General features: G+C 72.4%; 17 protein-coding genes. 12 read left to right on the top strand and 5 right to left on the bottom strand.

From position 1 onward, the window contains the following. Nucleotides 1-5: 5 nt before the first annotated feature. Nucleotides 6-248, bottom strand: a complete 243-nt coding sequence (locus ACWAUO_RS02060) for a lipopolysaccharide assembly protein LapA domain-containing protein (RefSeq protein WP_460772640.1) — start codon at nt 246-248, stop codon at nt 6-8. A 186-nt stretch (nt 249-434) separates the two neighbouring features. Here ACWAUO_RS02060 and ACWAUO_RS02055 point away from each other — a divergent pair, with 186 nt between their 5' ends. The 8 genes from ACWAUO_RS02055 to ACWAUO_RS02020 all read left to right on the top strand — a co-directional run bounded on the left by ACWAUO_RS02055 (nt 435) and on the right by ACWAUO_RS02020 (nt 10,711). Continuing rightward, nucleotides 435-1,718, top strand: coding sequence for a metal-dependent hydrolase family protein (locus tag ACWAUO_RS02055; protein WP_460772638.1), 1,284 nt, complete (start codon nt 435-437; stop codon nt 1,716-1,718). Between the two features lie 45 nt (nt 1,719-1,763). After that, nucleotides 1,764-3,173, top strand: coding sequence for a glutamate decarboxylase (locus ACWAUO_RS02050; RefSeq protein ID WP_460772635.1), 1,410 nt, complete (start codon nt 1,764-1,766; stop codon nt 3,171-3,173). A gap of 90 nt (nt 3,174-3,263) precedes the next feature. After that, a complete protein-coding gene (locus ACWAUO_RS02045) occupies nt 3,264-3,947 on the top strand; it encodes a hypothetical protein (protein ID WP_460772634.1) in 684 nt (227 codons plus the stop codon). Continuing rightward, on the top strand, nt 3,944-4,993 hold the full coding sequence (locus tag ACWAUO_RS02040; protein WP_460772632.1) for a DUF998 domain-containing protein: 1,050 nt from the start codon (nt 3,944-3,946) through the stop codon (nt 4,991-4,993). The genes ACWAUO_RS02045 and ACWAUO_RS02040 overlap by 4 nt, the downstream gene beginning before the upstream one ends. Further along, nucleotides 4,990-5,661: a GAP family protein gene (locus ACWAUO_RS02035; RefSeq protein WP_460772630.1), complete on the top strand. Its 672-nt coding sequence runs from the start codon at nt 4,990-4,992 to the stop codon at nt 5,659-5,661. Before ACWAUO_RS02040 ends, ACWAUO_RS02035 begins: the two co-directional genes overlap by 4 nt. 1 nt (nt 5,662) lies before the next feature. Continuing rightward, on the top strand, nt 5,663-7,309 hold the full coding sequence (locus ACWAUO_RS02030; RefSeq protein WP_460772628.1) for a cation:proton antiporter: 1,647 nt from the start codon (nt 5,663-5,665) through the stop codon (nt 7,307-7,309). Next, complete coding sequence (locus tag ACWAUO_RS02025; protein ID WP_460772627.1) at nt 7,309-8,238, top strand: DMT family protein; 930 nt, start codon at nt 7,309-7,311, stop codon at nt 8,236-8,238. The genes ACWAUO_RS02030 and ACWAUO_RS02025 overlap by 1 nt, the downstream gene beginning before the upstream one ends. Before the next feature lie 40 nt (nt 8,239-8,278). Next, nucleotides 8,279-10,711: a sigma factor-like helix-turn-helix DNA-binding protein gene (locus tag ACWAUO_RS02020; protein WP_460772625.1), complete on the top strand. Its 2,433-nt coding sequence runs from the start codon at nt 8,279-8,281 to the stop codon at nt 10,709-10,711. 10 nt (nt 10,712-10,721) lie between these two features. On the opposite strand, the gene ACWAUO_RS02015 is transcribed toward ACWAUO_RS02020, so the two are convergent. Both ACWAUO_RS02015 and ACWAUO_RS02010 read right to left on the bottom strand, forming a co-directional pair. After that, nucleotides 10,722-11,723, bottom strand: a complete 1,002-nt coding sequence (locus ACWAUO_RS02015; protein ID WP_460772623.1) for a response regulator transcription factor — start codon at nt 11,721-11,723, stop codon at nt 10,722-10,724. A 116-nt stretch (nt 11,724-11,839) separates the two neighbouring features. Beyond that, nucleotides 11,840-12,868 carry a glycoside hydrolase family 6 protein gene (locus tag ACWAUO_RS02010; RefSeq protein WP_460772622.1) on the bottom strand — a complete coding sequence of 343 codons (1,029 nt, stop codon included), beginning with the start codon at nt 12,866-12,868 and terminating at the stop codon, nt 11,840-11,842. Between the two features lie 70 nt (nt 12,869-12,938). On the opposite strand from ACWAUO_RS02010, the gene ACWAUO_RS02005 reads away from it, so the two are divergent. The 4 genes from ACWAUO_RS02005 to ACWAUO_RS01990 all read left to right on the top strand — a co-directional run bounded on the left by ACWAUO_RS02005 (nt 12,939) and on the right by ACWAUO_RS01990 (nt 15,131). Continuing rightward, nucleotides 12,939-13,364 carry a VanZ family protein gene (locus tag ACWAUO_RS02005; protein WP_460772621.1) on the top strand — a complete coding sequence of 142 codons (426 nt, stop codon included), beginning with the start codon at nt 12,939-12,941 and terminating at the stop codon, nt 13,362-13,364. Nucleotides 13,365-13,392: 28 nt separating this feature from the next. Continuing rightward, nucleotides 13,393-14,223 carry a universal stress protein gene (locus ACWAUO_RS02000; RefSeq protein WP_460772619.1) on the top strand — a complete coding sequence of 277 codons (831 nt, stop codon included), beginning with the start codon at nt 13,393-13,395 and terminating at the stop codon, nt 14,221-14,223. A 142-nt stretch (nt 14,224-14,365) separates the two neighbouring features. Next, complete coding sequence (locus ACWAUO_RS01995; RefSeq protein ID WP_460772618.1) at nt 14,366-14,581, top strand: hypothetical protein; 216 nt, start codon at nt 14,366-14,368, stop codon at nt 14,579-14,581. Between the two features lie 412 nt (nt 14,582-14,993). Further along, nucleotides 14,994-15,131 carry a hypothetical protein gene (locus ACWAUO_RS01990; protein WP_460772616.1) on the top strand — a complete coding sequence of 46 codons (138 nt, stop codon included), beginning with the start codon at nt 14,994-14,996 and terminating at the stop codon, nt 15,129-15,131. Between the two features lie 9 nt (nt 15,132-15,140). On the opposite strand, the gene ACWAUO_RS01985 is transcribed toward ACWAUO_RS01990, so the two are convergent. After that, complete coding sequence (locus ACWAUO_RS01985) at nt 15,141-15,335, bottom strand: hypothetical protein (protein WP_460772615.1); 195 nt, start codon at nt 15,333-15,335, stop codon at nt 15,141-15,143. 8 nt (nt 15,336-15,343) lie between these two features. Next, the gene (locus ACWAUO_RS01980) at nt 15,344-17,482 is read right to left on the bottom strand and encodes an ATP-binding protein (protein WP_460772613.1); all 2,139 of its coding nucleotides are present in this window, start codon (nt 17,480-17,482) and stop codon (nt 15,344-15,346) included. Between the last annotated feature and the right edge of the window lie 154 nt (nt 17,483-17,636).

Here is a 17,636-nt window from a genome sequence, read left to right as displayed (position 1 = left end):
CCGCGTCACTGCTTGTTCTTGTTCCTCGGGCGGAACCAGGGGAACAGCGAGCCGATGACGACGCCCGCCACCAGCACGGCGAGGAACCACGCCCACGCGGGCATGGTGAACTGCAGGAACAGGAAGCGCAGCGTCGCCGGCCCCACGTTCGAGAACACGAACGCGAGCGCCGCGATCGCGATGATGATGGCGGTGATCGCCTTGCCGCTGACGGCCTTGCCGCTCTGCTCGGTGTCGTTGCCGGCCATGGGTCCTCCTCGGGTCCGACGGGCGTCGGTACCGGGGACTGTAGCCACATCGCGCGCCTCGGTCTCCCCGGATGAACATCGGGTGAAGCCCGGGCGATGACGCGGGTGAGGCGGCGGGGGAGGGGCCGGGCGAATTCTCGATCCCGTCACGTCGGCCGCTCCGGCCCGCGGCATAGTCTCGCCGCCATGAGCCCCGTCCCGATGGCGCCGCAGCGCATGATCATCCGCAACGTGCGGGTGTTCGACGGTCTCCATGACGGCACGCAGGACGGCGCGGACGTGCTCGTCGAGGGCGCGCACGTCGTGGCGGTCTCGGACAACCCGGTCGCCGGGGACGCCTCGGAGGGTGTGCTCGAGATCGACGGCCGCGGCCGCGTCCTCATGCCGGGCCTCAGCGACGCCCACGTGCACCTCATGGGCAACGCCAACGGCATGATGGACTTCGTCCAGGGCGCGACCGGCGTCCTGTACGGCAACACGATCGCCGAGGCGCGACGGATGCTGCTGCGCGGGTTCACGACCGTGCGCGACATGGGCGGCGACCTCGCGCCGGTGAAGACGCTCATCGACGAGGGCACGTTCGACGGGCCCCGCATCTTCCCGAGCCAGGCGATGATCTCGCAGACCTCGGGTCACGCGGACTTCGCGTGGGTCTACGACGTGCCGGGAGCGTTCGGCGGCAGGCCGAGCCGCACCGACGACCTCCACTTCACCCGGGTCGCCGACGGGGTACCGCAGGTGCTCGCGGCGGTGCGCGAGCAGCTGCGCCAGGGTGCGACCCAGATCAAGCTCACGCTCGGCGGCGGCGCGGCATCCATGTACGACCCGCTGTACACGCTGCAGTACACGCCCGACGAGATCGCCGCCGCCGTGCAGGCCGCGGCCGACTACGGCACCTACGTCGCCTCGCACGTGTACACGCCCGCCGGGATCCGCCGCGCGGTCGAGGCCGGCGTGCGCTCGATCGAGCACGGGCACCTCGCCGACGAGGAGACTGTGCGCCTGCTGGCGGAGCGGGACGTCTGGCTGTCGATCCAGCCGTTCGCCGAGGACGACCACCACTACCCCGACCCGGTGCGCGCCGCCAAGAACGCGGAGATCTGCCACGGCACCGACCAGGTGTACGCGTGGGCGAAGCAGCACGGCGTGAAGACCGCCTGGGGCACCGACCTGCTGCTGGAGCCCGCCTCGGCGCACCGGCAGAGCGTCATGGCCGCACGCCTGGGTGAGCACTACACGAACGCCGAGGCGCTGCGCATGCTCACGAGCGGCAACGCCGGCCTGTTCGAGCTCTCCGGCGAACGCAACCCCTACCGGGACGCCAAGCTCGGCGTGATCGCCGAGGGCGCGTGGGCCGATCTCATCCTGGTCGACGGCGACCCCCTCGCCGACCTCTCCCTCATCGCCGACCCCGACGCGAACTTCCCGCTGATCGTCAAGAACGGCCGGATCGTGAAGCACACGCTCTGACCCGAATCCACCATCCACCCGTCAACCGCAGTCTCAGGAGTGAAAGTGACTTCAAACACCAGCAAGGCGCGTCAGAACACGAACCTCGACCCGACCCTCAGCGTGAACCCCGTGTTCGTGCGTCCGGGGGAGGCCACCGAGTTCGACAAGTTCACGCTCCCGGAGCAGCCCAGCCTGCCCGAGACGGCGTACCAGATCGTGCACGACGAGGCGATCCTCGACGGCAACTCGCGACTGAACCTGGCGACGTTCGTCGGCACGTGGATGGACGACGAGGCCAAGAAGCTGTACCTCGAGGCCGCCGACAAGAACATGATCGACAAGGACGAGTACCCGGCGACCGCGGCCATCGAGGACCGCTGCTGGCGCATGCTTGCCGACCTGTGGCACGTGCCGGACGCGAACGACACGATCGGCACCTCGACCATCGGCTCCTCCGAGGCGTGCATGCTCGGTGGGCTGGCGCTCAAGCGCCTGTGGCAGGAGAAGCGTCGCGCCGAGGGCAAGTCGACCGACAAGCCGAACCTCATCATGTCCGCGGCCGTGCAGGTCGTGTGGGAGAAGTTCTGCAACTACTGGGACGTCGAGCCCCGCTACATCCCGGTGAACAAGGACCACCTCGTCCTCGACGGCTACAACCTCGAGGACTACGTCGACGAGAACACCATCGGTGTCGTGTCGATCCTCGGCCAGACCTTCACCGGTCTGTACGACGACGCGGTCGCGATCTCGAAGAAGCTCGACGAGATCCAGGCCAAGACCGGGCTCGACATCAAGATGCACATCGACGGCGCCTCGGGTGCCATGGTGGCGCCGTTCTGCCAGCCCGACCTGGTGTGGGACTTCCAGCTCGACCGTGTGAACTCGATCTCCACCTCGGGCCACAAGTACGGCCTCGTCTACCCCGGTGTCGGCTGGGTCGTGTGGCGCAACACCGCGGTGCTGCCGGAGAGCATGATCTTCCACGTCAGCTACCTCGGCGGCGACATGCCCACCCTGGCGCTGAACTTCTCGCGCCCCGGCGCCCAGGTGCTGCTGCAGTACTACCAGTTCCTGCGTCTGGGCCGTGAGGGCTACCGCGCGGTGCAGCAGAACTCGATCGACGTGGCCACCTACCTCTCCAGCGAGATCGAGAAGATCGGCCCGTTCGAGCTGGTCAGCCGCGGCGACACCATCCCCGTGTTCGCGTGGATCCTGAAGGACGGCTACACCGACAAGTGGAGCCTGTACGACCTCGCCGACCGGCTGCGCATGAAGGGCTGGCTCGTGCCCGCTTACCCCATGGCGGACGACCTCTCCGACATGGTGCTGCAGCGCATCGTCGTCAAGGTCGGCCTCAGCCACGACCTGGCGAGCGCCCTGCTGGCCGACATCAAGGGCGAGGTCGAGTTCCTCGACTCGCTGCAGACCCCGCTCCCGCGCGAGGCCTCCAGCGGTTCGCACTTCCACCACTGAGCGCATCGGACGGGGAGGGCGTCATCCGGCGCCCTCCCCGTCCGCGCCCCCGACCGACGATCGCCGGCCCGGCCGGCGGAGGAGACTCCCATGACCTCGGCAACCACCGGCACCTCCCGCACACGGGGGGTGTTCCTGCCGACCCTGGTGAAGCAGTGCTGGGGCTTCATGATCGGCTCGCTCCTGTTCGGCCTGAGCACGACGCCCGGCCTCAGCGAGCTGCTCGGCTCGAACGGCGCGAACCTCATGTGCTTCGTCGGCGCCTGGTTCTTCACCGGCGCCGGCTTCATCCAGCTGCTCCTCTCCGGTGCCGTGTCGGTGCCGGTGCCCTACCCGCCGGGCCGGATGGTGCGCGCCGAGTGGCTCACCGCATCCAGCCAGTCCTTCGGCACCCTGCTCTTCAACGTGTCCACGACCGCGGCCCTCACCGCCAAGAGCGTGAGCGCGCAGGACGACTTCGTCTGGGCCCCGGATGCGGGCGGGTCGGTCGCGTTCCTCGTCTCCGGCGCGATGGCGTTCGTCGCCTACGCCCACGCCAACAGGCGCGCCGTCGACCTCGGTGACAAGAACTGGTGGTCGACGCTCGTGAACTGGATCGGCTGCGTCGCCTTCGGCGTCAGCGCGATCGGCGCGTACATCCTCCCCGACGGCAGCGGTCTGAACGACGTCCTCGCCCAGTGGGGCACCTTCATCGGTGCGATCTGCTTCTTCCTCGCCTCGCTCATCGTGCTGCCCGACGCGACCCGCGCCGCCCGCGCGGCGGCCACGCGGTGACCGCCGCGACGGTCGCGACCGCCGGCGCCCCGGCCCGGCGGCTCGACGACGAATCGTGGGCGCTGCTGGTCGGCGTCGCCGCCTTCGCGGTCGGCTTCCTCGTCGCCCTGCCGGTGTTCTGGGGCCGTGACCTCGCCATCGCCGGTCGCGGCTCGCTCGGCGACTTCTCCGCCGTCGCCGGCGCTCTCGCCGCCGCCGTCGGTGTCGTCGCCGCGCGGGCGCTCGCCCGCATCCGCCGCGAACAGGCCGCGCCCACGGCCCGGTTCCAGTGGTTCGACGTCGCCGCGCTCGCCGTCGCGATCGGTCTCACGGCGCTCATGGGCTGGATCGGCGTGGCCACCGTCATGGGGGGCAGCTTCCAGGGTGCCGAGCTCTACCCGACGCCGGCGATGCTGCTCGCGGCGACCGCGACCGGGCTCAGCGCCTACCTCGGGTACGTGGTCGGCATGAACCTGTCGGCCGGGCAGCTCTCGCTCGTGCTCGCGGTGTTCCTCGTGGTCGGCGTCGTCACCGCGATGCTCAGCTCGAGCGACCCGGCGTGGTGGCAGATGAACCTCTCCGCCCTCGGCATCACGCACGACATCTCGTCGCTGACGTTCAACCTCACACTCATCGTGTCGGGGGTCATCGTCACGACCATCGCGCGGGTGGGCACGGCGTCCGTCCCCGCCGACACCCGGCCCGAGCGCACCCGCCGCACGATCGTCCGCTCGATGTTCGTGCTGCTCGGGATCATGCTCGCCTGCGTCGGCATCTTCCCGGTCGACCGGTTCTTCCTGCTGCACAACACGGTGGCCACCGGCATGGCCGTCGCCTACGGCGTGCTCGTCATCGGGCTGCCCTGGCTCATGCCGCGGATGCCGCGGGTGTTCCTCGCGCTCGGCTACGTGTTCACGGCGGTCATCGTCGTGCTCGCGGTGCTCTTCTTCACCGGGATCTACAACCTCACCGCGGTGGAGCTCGTCGCCGCGGTCATGATCTTCGCCTGGATCATCCTGTTCCTGCGGAACGTGCAGGCGCTCGGCCGGGAGCACGCGCGGCCATGATCGCGCTGCTCGCGGACCTGCTGACGATCGGGGTCGCGGTCGCCATCAGCCCGCTGGCCATCGTCGCGGTCATCCTCATGGCGACCTCCGGCAAGGGGCGGACGAACGGCACCGCGTTCGTGCTCGGCTGCTACACGTTCGCGATCGTGTTCGTCGGCCTGCTCGTGCTCCTCGGCCGGTCGTCGGGCGCGGACGAGGTCGACTCGGAGGCGAACATCACGGTCGACGTCGTCGAGATCGTGCTGGGCGTCGGGCTGCTCGTGCTCGCCGCGATCCAGTGGCGCGGCCGGAACCACACCGGCACCCCGAAGTGGATGGCGGGGCTGGACGGGCTCACGGTGCTGAAGGCCTTCCTGCTGGGCGTGATCATCTCCGGGCCGCTCTCGCCGAAGGACCTGCCGCTCCTCATCGCCGCCGGCGGCCGCATCTCGCAGGCCTCGCTCCCCACGCCCGAGATCGTCGCGACGATCCTCGTCTTCGGGCTCATCGGCGTGCTCGCCGTCTCGGTGCCGTGGATCATCAGCGTCGTCTCCCCGACGAAGGTCGAGCAGCGCCTGTCGAGCACCCGGGAGTGGCTCGTCGCCCACCATGCCGTCATCATGACGGTGCTCTTCCTCATCCTCGGGGTGAAGCTCATCGGTTCCGGCGTCGCGGACCTGGCGGTGTGAGGTGAGCCTCGGTCTGCTGGTCGTCCTCGTCGCCGCGGTGCTGGTCATCGTCTTCGCCAACACGCTGTCGCGGCGCACCGGCGTCGCCGGCCCCCTCATCCTCGTCGCGATCGGGGTCGGGGTGAGCCTCCTCCCCGGCGTCCCCTCGCTGTCGGTCGCGCCCGAGGTCATCCTCATGGGGGTCCTGCCGCCGCTGCTGTTCTCCGCCGCGGTGTCGGCGCCGGCGATCGAGTTCCGCCGCGACCTCACCGCGATCAGCGGGCTCGCGGTGCTGCTCGTCATCGTCAGCGCGCTCGTGCTCGGCGCGTTCTTCGCGTGGGCGATCCCCGGCCTCGGCTACCCGCTCGGGGTCGCGCTCGGGGCGATCCTCAGCCCGACGGATGCGGTCGCCACCACGATCGTGAAGAAGGTCGGGGTGTCCAGGCGCGTGGTCACGGTGCTCGAGGGGGAGAGCCTGCTCAACGACGCCAGCGCGCTGGTGATCCTGCGCACCGCGATCGTCGCCGCCGCATCCGGGTTCTCGTTCCTCACCACGCTCGGCTCGTTCGCGTGGAGCGTGTTCGCCGCGATCGTGGTCGGCGCGCTCGCCGGACTCGTCGCGCTGCGCCTCCGGGCGTGGGCGAGCACCGCCACCGCGAACACCGCCCTCGGGCTCACCGTGCCCTACCTCGCCTACGTCCCCACCGAACTCCTCGGCGGGTCGGGCCTGGTCGCGGCGGTCACCGCCGGGGTGATCTGCGGGCAGGGGTCGGTGCGGTGGCTGACCCCCGAGCAGCGGATCTCGGACAAGCTCACGTGGCGCACGATCGAGTTCGTCCTCGAGGGTGCCGTGTTCCTCATCATGGGCCTCGAACTGTGGGGCATCGTGCAGAAGAACATCGCCGACGACGAGGGGCTCGGCCGCGGCCTGTGGATCGCGGCGCTCGCGTTCGTCCTGCTCGTCGTGGTGCGTGCGCTGTACGTGTTCCCGATGACGGCCCTGCACACCGTGCGGGTGCGTCGTGCGATGGCCCGTCGGGTCGACCGGGTCGACGAGGGGACGCGCAAGGCCGAGCGCCTGCACACCGACCGTCGCTACTTCGAGGCGAACCCGCTGACCTGGCGGCACAGCGCGGTGATCGTGTGGGCGGGGATGCGGGGTGCGGTCACGCTCGCGGCCGCCCAGACCCTCTCCGACGACACCCCCGAGCGCGACCTGCTCATCTTCATCGCCTTCCTCGTCGCCGCCGGGAGCCTCCTCGTGCAGGGGCTGACCCTGCCGGCGGTCGTCCGGATGCTGGGGCTGCGCAGCAGCGGCGGCGGCGGGCTCCCGCGCGACGAGGTCCGCCGGATCGACGAGGCCCTGCGCGAGGCGGCACAGGCGGCGATCGCGGACCGCTCGCTGCTGCGCCGGGGCGGCGGGGCCGCGTTCTCCGACGAGGTGTACGCACTGCCGGTGTCCCGCATCCTGGTGCCGTTCGACGCCCGCGAGGAGTCCGCGGGTCCGGAGGGGCTCGAGTTCGAGCTCGCGCTGATCGCGGTGATGCGGGCGCGGCTGCACGAGGTCGGTCGCTCGGGCGCGTACGGCACGGCCGCGCTGCGCTACGTCATGGACGAGCTGGACGCCTACGAGCTCAGTGTGAAACTGCACCTGGAAAGCGAGAAGTGATGGACGAACTCGGCTCCCTGCCCCTCGCGGGCATCGCCCTGGCCGTGGGCTCGGCGGCGGCGCTCGCCGTCGGCAACCTGCTGCAGGCGCGGGGCGTGCGCATCATGGAGCACCGCACCGCCGACGGGCACGGGTCGAAGGTCGGCCACCTGCTCCGCAACCGCGCCTGGCTCCTCGGCGCGGTGCTGCTCGGCGTCGCGATCCTGCTGCAGCTGGGCAGCCTCACGTTCGCGCCGCTCATCGTGGTGCAGCCGATCGGCGTCGCCGCCCTCGTGTTCACGGCGATCGCGACCGCGCTGTCCACCCACCGGCGGCCGAGCGCCCAGGTGGTGCGCGCCATCGCCCTGTGCGTCCTGGGGGTCGCCGCGTTCGTGACGGTCGCGGCGCTCGTGAGCACCCAGCGCGCCATCACCGACGGACAGCTCGCCGCCGTGCTGCTCGTCCTCGTGGGCGTGCTCGTCGCGACCGGGGTGATCGTGTGGGCCGGGCGCACGCACCAGGCGCAGCCCGTGCTGTGGGTGCTGCTCGGCGGCGTCTTCTCCGCGTTCGTCGCGACCCTCGGGAAGACGGTGATCCTGCGGGTGCAGACGCTCCTGCAGGCCGGGTCCTTCGCCTGGAACCTCGACGACCTCCTGACCCTCGGGTGCCTGGTCGGCATCGCGGTCGCCGGCGGGCTGTCGATCTGGTTCGTCCAGCTCGCCCACGCGCACAACCGTCCCGAGTCGGTCGTCGCGGGGCTCACCGTCATCGACCCCGCGGTCGCCGTGGTGCTCGGCATCACGATCCTCGGCGAGGCGGCCGGTGCACCCCTCTGGGCGATCCCCGCGTTCATCGTGGCGGGCGCCGTGGCGGTCAGCGGCGTGTTCGCGCTCTCCCGCGCACAGCAGGAGGCCCCGGCCGGCGCGTCGGCCATGGGTCATACTCGGTAGGGTGCGCCGCGGTCTGCGCCGCACCGACGTGGAGGTGGGCATGCCCTTGCGCGAGCGCTATGTGCTGCGTGCCATCGCGCTCGCCGGTCGCGGTGTGAGCGTCGACATCACCGGCGAACCGGGGTCCGGTCGTTCGCACGTCCTCCGGGTGGTCCGCGACCACTTCGCCGCGCTCCACTGGGACGTCCTGGACGTCTCCGGCGCCCCGGCGCTCGTCGACTCCGAGCTGTCGGGCCTCGCGTTCGCGGGCGTCGACGTCGCATCGCCCGCCGAGACCGTCGACGCACTGGTCGCCCGCCTCGTCGGCGGGCGTGCGGTCATCACCGTCGACGACTGGGATCGTCTCGACCGCGCCAGCCGGTCCGTGCTCCGACTCGTGCGCGACCGCGCGGCCGTGCCGATCGTGACGACGCGGCTGGACACGTCGATGATCGACCGTGCCGCGCAGGACCTCCACGTCGCGCGGGTGCAGCTCGACCCCTTCACGACGCCGGAGCTCGCGCTGGCCCTGCGCGGACGGTGCGGCGCCGACCTCAACGCGGCCACCCTCGCCGCGATCATGATGAAGTCCGGCGGCAACATCGGCATCGCGATGGCGATGATCACCGATGCCGAGCAGGAGGGGCGGCTCACCGTGCGGGGCGGCCGCGTCGCGCTGGAGGGGACGCTCTGGACCGCCCGGCTGTCCGCGACCCTGGAACGGCTCCTCGCGGCGCTCGGGCCCGCCGAGCGCGATGCGCTGGAATTCGTCGCGCGGTTCGGTCCGATCCCGCTCGACACCGCGGCGAAGGTCATCGACCCGGACGTGCTGCGTGCGCTGGAGCGGGCCGGATCGGTCGTGCTCGGCGTCCGTGACGGTGAGCCCTCGGTCCGGGTCGGTCGCCCCGCGATCCTCGCTCACTTCCTCCACAGCGACATCGGCGCCGGGTTCCTGCTGTTCGTCGACGCCGCGTTGGACGCCCTGGCGGCGGAGCCGGGGGAGCCGGTGGCGCACGAGCCGCTCCTGCCGGAGCCTGCGATGATTCCCCGCGTCCGGCTCGCCCTGGCCGTGGACGCGTGGCGACGCCGCCGTACCCGGCACGCCGCTGCTGCGGTCGCAGAATGCCTGTGGCGGCTGCGCGACTACGACGGCGCGGAACGGATGCTGGAGACCGCCGCCGACCTCGACGCCGACGATGCCGCCCGGCTGCACGAGGAACGGGTCCGGGTGGCGCTGCTGCGCTCGCGTGGTCGCAGCGGCGAGGCGTACGCGGGGCTGCTGGCCCGCGCCGGCGATGATCCCCTGGGGATCCGGCTGCGCGCCCGCGCGGCGGTGCTGCAGTCCTTCCACGACGGCGTCGTCGACGCGGACGACCTCCCCGACGAGCATCCGGATCCCGCGGTGGAGGCGGAGCTGCGGCGGGCCCGCGGGTTCGCGCGGTACTCGCGGGGCGACGTGGCCGCCGTGGACGAGGCCCTGCCCGCACTCCTGCGGGACTTCCCCGATGACGACGCCGTGCTCGTCCTGGCCTGCCTGGTCGAGGTCGCGCAGGGCCGCACCGCGAACGCGATGCGCATCGCGTCGCGCCGGCGTGACGATCTCGCCCGGCAGGCGCTCATCGAACCGATGCACGACTTCGCCTACCTCGAGGTGCTGGCGGCTGTCATCGGTGGGCACCTGGACCGCGTCGACGACGCCGTCGATGCGCTGCGGACCGACGTCGGCCCCTCCCACCGGACCGCGTTGCTGCGCGGGGCGGCGGGGTCGTTGCTGACCATGGCCGGCCACGCGGACGGCCGGCTGCTGCGCACCCATGTGGCGGATGCGGCCGGCGGGATCATCGGCTCCGGCGCCGAGTGGTGGCATGCGGCGGACCTCCGCCGTGACGGCGACGAGGAGGCGGCGTCGGCGGCCCTCGCCGTGTTCGCCGACCGGGCGGCCGCGCGCGGTGCCGCGGTGCACGCCGCCTATGCCGCGGTGATCGCCGCCTGGTACTGCCCGGGCCCGGAACGCCTGGCGCAGATGCGCGCGCGGATCGAGAGCGTCTCGGCCGACGGGATCCGCGCCCACGCCGCCGTCGTCGAGGCGCTCGTCGCCCGTGACGTCGCGGCGATGGGCCGGGCGGCCGGGGTGCTGGAGGAACTCGGTCAGCTCGGCCGGGCGCGCGCGGCCTGGCGCCGGTTCGCAGCGGTGACGACCGGGCCCGCCGCACGGCGCGCCGATGACGAGGCTCAGCGCATCGGCGCCGTGCTCGAGCCGCCGACCGGGTCGGTCGAGGACGCGATGACCGCCCGGGAGCGCCAGATCGTGCGCATGAGCGTGTCGGGTCTCTCCCAGGCCGAGATCGCACGGGACCTGGTGCTGTCGGTGCGCACCGTGGAGTCCCACCTGCACCGGGCGCTGCGCAAGGTCGGGCCGGAGCTGTTCGATCTCATCAACACGTACAGCCGCAAGCCGCGTGCCGGGGCCGACGCCCGCGGCGAGGCGGAGTGAGCGGCCCCGGTCAGGGCGCGAGGAGCTCGGTGGTCAGCCGGTAGCCGACGCCGCGCACCGTCTCGATGTACCGCGGGTTGGTGGGGTTGTCGCCCAGCTTCCGGCGGAGGTTCGTCATGTGCGCCTCGACCGCGCGCTTGTCGGCCTCGCCGACGTAATAGGAGGTGACGTACGACTCGCCGCGCAGCACGAGGGTCAGATCGGCCTTGCTGCGCACGCGCCGCTTGGACTCCATGAGCGTCGCGAGCAGGTCGAACTCGGTGCGGGTGAGCTCCACCTCCTGCCCGCCGCTGAGGACGATGCGGGTCTCGGGGTTCAGCTGCAGGTCGCGGTGGGTGATCCAGTACCCGCCGCCGGGGACGACCGCGCGTCCGGCGGGGACGGCGACCTCGCTGCCGGCACCGGCCATGGGGATCGCTGCCTGCGCGCCGGGGGTCGCGAACGCCTGCGCGGCGATGGCGGGCGCGGGCTGGGTGCGGTTCGGCATGGCCGCCTCGGCCGGGTAGTCGCGGGGCGACGGGGCGTCGGGCACGACCGGCGTCGCGCCGGTCTGCGTGCCCGTGCGGACACCGGGGAAGGACGGACCGGCGCTCTCCTGCCGCGGCTGGGCGCCGGCGGCGGCGGGGGTCGGCCGCGGACGGCGCAGCAGCGCCTCGACCCGCGCACGGAACTCGCGCGGGCGGAACGGCTTCACGATGTACTCGTCGGCACCCGCCCCGAGGCCGAGCACCACGTCGGCCTCATCGGCGAGGCCGGTCAGCATGATGATGAACGTGTTGCTCTGCTCGCGGATGCGGCGGGCGGCCTCGAAGCCGTCGATCCCGGGCATGTTCACGTCGAGCGTGGTGATGAGCGGCTGGTAGGCGAGCACGGCGCGCACGCCGTCGATGCCGTTGCCGACGGAGACCGTCGAGAATCCGGCCGCCTCGAGCACCTCGACGAGCAGGTGACGGACATCCGGATCGTCCTCGACGATCACTGCGGTCTTCTGTCCCTCTAGAGCATCGCTCATGTCACCAAGGCCTCGACTTCACGGAGTACGGCCGCGGAGCCCACGCCCCCCTGGGGTGTCCCGCGCGTCGCCATTGTTCCACACTTCCCGGCGCGCCCGGCCGGGTTCTGCGTGGATCACCGGGTGACCTCCCGGGTGAGTTCCACCGAGCCGGAGGGCCACCACGCGCCCGCCACGGGACCGCCGTTGCAGGTGCCGTCGCTCTCTCCGGGCGGCTTGATCCACAGGTTCGTGTCGACGACGTCGTCGCCGTACGTGCCGCCCGGGTCGCCGATGAGTCGTCCCGGCGGGTTGCACCACTCGCCGCCGGCGGGTCCTGCGCCGTTCCGGGACGTGTCGATGAGCGCGTGGCCGCCGCCGAGCTGCGCGGTCAGGGCGTGCGCGTAGGCGAACTCGTCGACGGTGGTGTTGTAGTTCGAGACGTTGAGCGCGAAGCCGCGGACCTTCCCCGACAGGCCGACCGCGGCGATGAGCGCGGCCTGGTCCTGCGCGGAGCGCCAGTTCGAGTGGCCCCCGTCGAGGTAGATCCAGGTGTCGGTGCCGGCGAGCCGGTCGACCGCCTGGCGCAGCTGGTCCACGCGCGCCTCCACGTTGCCGCAGTCGGGTGCCTGGGCGAGACTGTCGGGCTCGAGCACGACGATCTTCTGCACCCCGCCGGCGCGGCGCAGCGCGTCGCCGATCTCGCCGGTCCAGCGGTCGTAGGACGCGTCGTCCAGACCGCCCGCCGAGTGGGTCTCGCTGCAGTCGCGCTCCGGCAGTCCGTAGACGACGACGGTCAGCGCCGCATCCTGCGCCCGCGCCTGCTCGGCCAGGTTCAGGATGCGGTAGCCCACCTCGCCGATGGGGTCGATCTCGGGGGTGAGCCAGTACGCGGTCGGCTGCGCGGCGAGGTACTCCGCGGCCTCCTGCTCGGCCCGGGGGAGGGTTCCCTCGGCGGCCGCCTTCGCGGCCTTGGACTCCTCGGGGGCGACGATCAGGGTGCCGACGCCGGGCGGGGTCGCGGCCATGGCCTGCAGGCCGGTCGACACGAACCAGCCGGCGGTCGCGATGATGGCGATCACGGCGACGACGCCGAGCGCGACGACGCCGATCAGCAGGCGCTTCCGGGTACGGCGCCGGCGGCGCAGCGAGTGCGAGGAGCTCACCGTCCGATCGTATCGGCGCGGGGACCGGCGCCCGCGCGGGGTGGGCCGTGGAATCGGTAGAATCCCCGCCATGGCCCGGGCCCTGCGCGACCCTCGTGTGCTCCTCTCCCTCTACGGCGTCGCGCTGACGCTCATCGCGGTGTGGCCGGTGCCGGTCGACCAGGGCCTCGGGCGCGTGCTCGCGGCGGTCACCCGGCATCTGCCGTTCCTCACCTATGCGCGGATCGAGTTCGGCGCCAACATCCTGCTGTTCGTGCCGCTGGGGCTGCTGCTGCCGCTCATCCTCCGCCGCACGCCGTGGCTCGTCCTGCCGGTCGCGTTCCTGACGACCGTGACGATCGAGTGCGTGCAGGCGCTGCTGCTCGCCCAGCGAACCCCGAGCGTGCTCGACATCGTCGCGAACACGGCGGGTGCGTGCCTCGGGATGGTGCTGCTCGCGGTGCTGCAGCATCGGCGTGCCGTCGCGGCATCCCGTCCGCCGACATCGACGCGCTAGCCTGGCCCTGATCAGGGGAGGGCGTTCCATGGCGGACACGATCATCGTCGGTGTGACCGATGCCGCGGCCTCGCGCCGTGCGGTGGACTGGGCGTCGCGACGCGCCCGTGAGCTGGGCCAGCGGGTGCTGCTGTTCGCCGTCGTCGGCGGCGCGGTCGGCGCGGTGGGGGAGCGCGAGCTCGTCGACCGCGTGGTGACGACCGCCGAGGAGCGGCTCACCGCGTTCGCCCGCGAGATCGCGGCGACTGGTGTCGAGGTCGAACCGCGCGTGACGCACGGCGATCCGGTGGGGCTGCTCGTCGAGGCGTCGAAGGACGCTGCGCTGCTGGTGATCGGCAGCGAACCGCGCGGGCGGGGCCGTCGCGGCCAGCACGGCGCCCGGATCGCCGCCGCCGCGCACTGCCCGGTCGTCGTCGTGCCCGAGCCGGGTGACGAGCAGCGGCACGGGGTCGTGGTGGGCGTCGACGGGTCCGAGACCTCCAACGCGGCGATCGCGTTCGCGGCGGCCGAGGCCGAGCGGCTCCGGGAACCGCTGCGCGTGGTCGCGGCGTGGATGCCGGTCGCGGTGCCGGGCGACTTCGGCGTCTACCCCGAGGTGTACCTGTCCGATCTCGAGGGCATCACGCGGGGCAACGTCGACCGCGTCGTCGAGGCGGTCGCCGCATCCCATCCGGGGCTCGAGGTGAGCGCGCACGTCGATGAGGGTGACCCCGCGGGCGTCATCGGCGATCATGCGGCCACCGCGTCGCTCGTCGTCGTCGGCTCGCACGGCCGCTCCGGGATCGCACGGTTCCTCCTCGGGTCGGTGAGCGAGGAGGTGCTCGCGCACCTCGCCGCGGTCACCGCCGTCGTCCGCTGACGCGCTCGCCGCACTCGCCCGTTCGGGACGGTCACGGCGCGTCGCGCGGAAGGTCCCCGCTCCCGGGCGGTCGCGCTCCTAGACTCGGCGCACGGCGCCGCGCGCCCGCCGCGCGGCGCTTCTCGGGACGAAGGAGTTCCTCATGGACCGTCGGATGCAGATCGTCGTCGCCGTGCTGGCGGCGCTGGAGGTCGTGCTGCTGAGCGCCTGGGTCGCGGCGCTCGTGACCGCGGACGCGGGTGCGCCGAGGCTGCTGGGGGTGGCGCTGTTCCTCGCGGCGACGGCGACCGTCATCGCCGCGGTCGCGGTGGTCGCCGCGCGCGGTCCGTGGCGCGGGCAGCACCGCGTCCGACGCTGACGCGGACCCCGCCCGCGGCGGGCGCGGAACACGAAGCGGCCCCCGGCACTGGGTGGTTGCCGGAGGCCGCGGGCGCCGCCAGCCCCGGCGGAGCCGAGGCCCAGGGTTTGGCGGATCTACCGCCTCGACTGTAGCGCGCGGCGTGCGTCGCCGCACCCGGCGCCTCCCGCACGCTGAGATCCCCTCCCGGCTGGGGGACCGGGAGGGGATCTCATACGCGGGGCGTTGCCTCTCCGCGTCTTCGCTCGCCTTCATGACCCGAACATGTCGGCGTGCGGTGTTGCTGTCTCAAGTATGGGGATGCGGCCGGGTCTCGGATCGAGGGTTGACACCCCTCGCGCGCCCGGGTTATAGATCCGCGAACGCCCGCCGCAATGCCGTGCCCGCAGCGCTTTGTCGGTACCATGCCTGCATGACGCGCGATGAGATCCGCGACCCGAACGGCGGGCGTTCCAGGTGGGCACTGTACGTCGGGGTGGGGTTGCTGGCACTCGGGGTCGCGGCGTTGGTCTACGCCTCGATCATCAGCTATCTGAACGCGATCCTCTGAGCCCTCGGCTCACCGCACGCGCCGTGCGGACGGCCGTGGCGGATCGAGCTGCTCCTGCACCAGGTCGGTGAGTCGGCTCACCGCATCCTGCAGCGCGTCGAGGGCGCAGACGACGGGGCCGTCGGGGTACATCTCGCGGGCGTCCTCGATGTGCGCGAGGGCGGCGCTGAGATCGTGACGGATCGGGTAGAGGCGCTTGTCCATCGTCCGTTCTATTCCCCCATCGGTTCCAGCACCGCGTCGGCGTCCGCCGCGGGTTCTAGCTCGACGTCGGCCTCCCCCGTCGGTTCCAGCACCGCGTCGGCGTCCGCCGCGGGTGCCAGCTCGCCGTCGGCCTCCCCCATGGGTTCCAGCACCCGGTCGGCGGGTGCGGGCGCCGGGTCGGCGAACACGAGTGTCGCGGCGAGCCCGCCGCCCGCCGGCAGCGACAGCCGCACCTCGGCCCCGTTGCGGCGGGCGAGCTGCGCGGCGATCGCGAGCCCGAGGCCCGTTCCGGGGGTGTTCGCCTGCACCGCGTCCTGCCCGCGGTAGAAGCGGTCGAACGCGTGGTCGAGCACCTCCGGCGGCATCCCCGGTCCGGTGTCCACGACCGACAGCGCCACCCGGCCGTCGACCGACTCGGACCGGATGCGGACCGTCCCGCCGGGCGGGGTGAATTTCACGGCGTTCGAGACGAGGTTGCCGAGGGCCCGGGTCGCGTCGTCGACCGCGCAGTGCGCGGCCGCTCCCTGCGCCACCTCCAGCTCGAGGCGGATGCGGCGGGCGTCCGCCATGGGTCGGTGGATGGCGACCACCTCGCGCGCGAGGTCGCCGAGGTCGAGTTCGCTCGCCCGCGGCGGCGCGATCCCGGACCGGCCGAGGGTGAGCAGGTCCTCGACGAGGGTGGTGAGCCGGGCGGCGTTCCGGACGATGATGTCGACCCAGGCCCGCTCGTGCAGAGACAGCGTGGGGGACTCCGCGAGCAGTTCGGCGTAGCCCGCGATGCTGGTGACGGGGGTGCGCAGTTCGTGGCTCGTGGTGGCGACGAAGTCGTCGCGCTGACGCTCCAGGTCGACGAGCGTCGACCGTGCCGCCGCGCGCTCGCGTTCGGCGTCGTGCCGGGCCTGCGCGGTGCGGATGGTGGCGCCGACGTCGACGAGCTGGGCGGAGAAGCGCGACGCCTCGCCGGGGATGCGGCTGGCCACGAGGCTCACGGTGGTGCCGGACGTGCGGTCCTCGTGCATCGCCTCCACGCCCTCGATCATCGAGCGCAGTGCGATGCGGGCGAGCGGGCCGTCCCAGGTGCCGTCGGCGGAGAGCTCCGGGTCGATGACGGTGACCGCGGCGCGGTTGGCCCACAGCACGACGATCCGGCCGTCCTCCTCCTCGGCGATGATGAGCCCCACCCGCGACGCGACGAAGCCGCCGGTGATGACCTGCGACATGCTGAGGGCCGCACGCTCCGCCTGCCGCGCGGCGTACCGGGCGGCGAGGAGCATGATCGTGATGACGGCGAGGACGATGAGGTAGACCTCGACGACGAGCATGAGCCCGCGCGGCGTGAGGTCGACCTGCGCGAACGGGCCGCCGTCGGCGAGGGTCAGCGCCATCACGATGACCGAGGCCACGAGCACCTGGGTGAGCGCGAACCGCACCGGGAACCGGAACGCCGCCCACACGATGAACGCGAACGGCAGGAACGACAACGGCAGGAACATGCCGGGTGCGAACACGAACGTGAGGGTGAACGCCAGCAGCACGGTCTGGAGGACGACCTCGCCGCGCGGCCATGCCTCCGAGCGGGCGGGCAGGGCCGCGAACGACGCGATGAGCAGCACCGCGGACAGGTGCGAGGCCGAGCCGTGGACCACCAGGACGAACAGGTCCGCCGGTGCCACCGCCCCGCCGGCGCCGAGCGCGCGAACCGTGGCGGCGCCGGCGCCCGCGACGACGGCGCCGAGCCACGCCACCGCGATGAACCACAGGGCGTTCCGCACCGACCGCACGCGGAAGGCCCGGGTGTGGCGGTGCAGGAGCACCGAGACGACGAGGGCCTCCGCCGCGTTGGTGAGGCCGAGGGCGGCGGCCGAGACCGCGTTCCAGTCGGTGACGAGGTTGCCGAGGAACACCCCGGCGAAGACGATCGCGAGCGCGGGCCAGCGGCGGTCGCGACCGGCGCGGATGACGAGCCACACCGAGACACCGGCGGCGGGCCACCACATGGCGAGGTTCGCGCCGTCCGGCCGGAAGTTCACGCCGACGGCCGCGAGCAGGAAGATGCCCACCGCCGCCACGGGCCACGCCCACGTCGTGAGCGGACGGGGCGAAGGTTCGGCGGCGGCGATCCGTTCGGGTCGGAAGGCGCGCTCCATATACGCACCGTATAACGGACGGCCCCGGGTCGACGGCGACACCGGTGTTCCCACCATCCGTCCGGCGGGAGCGGGGTCGGTTCCCCGGCCCGGTCGAGATGCGCGGTCGGCGCGGTTGCCGGTAGCGTCGAGGACGAGACGATCCTGGGAGGGA

This window comes from Microbacterium sp. GXF7504, from assembly GCF_054798235.1.
This window is presented reverse-complemented; position numbering and strand designations above follow the sequence as displayed.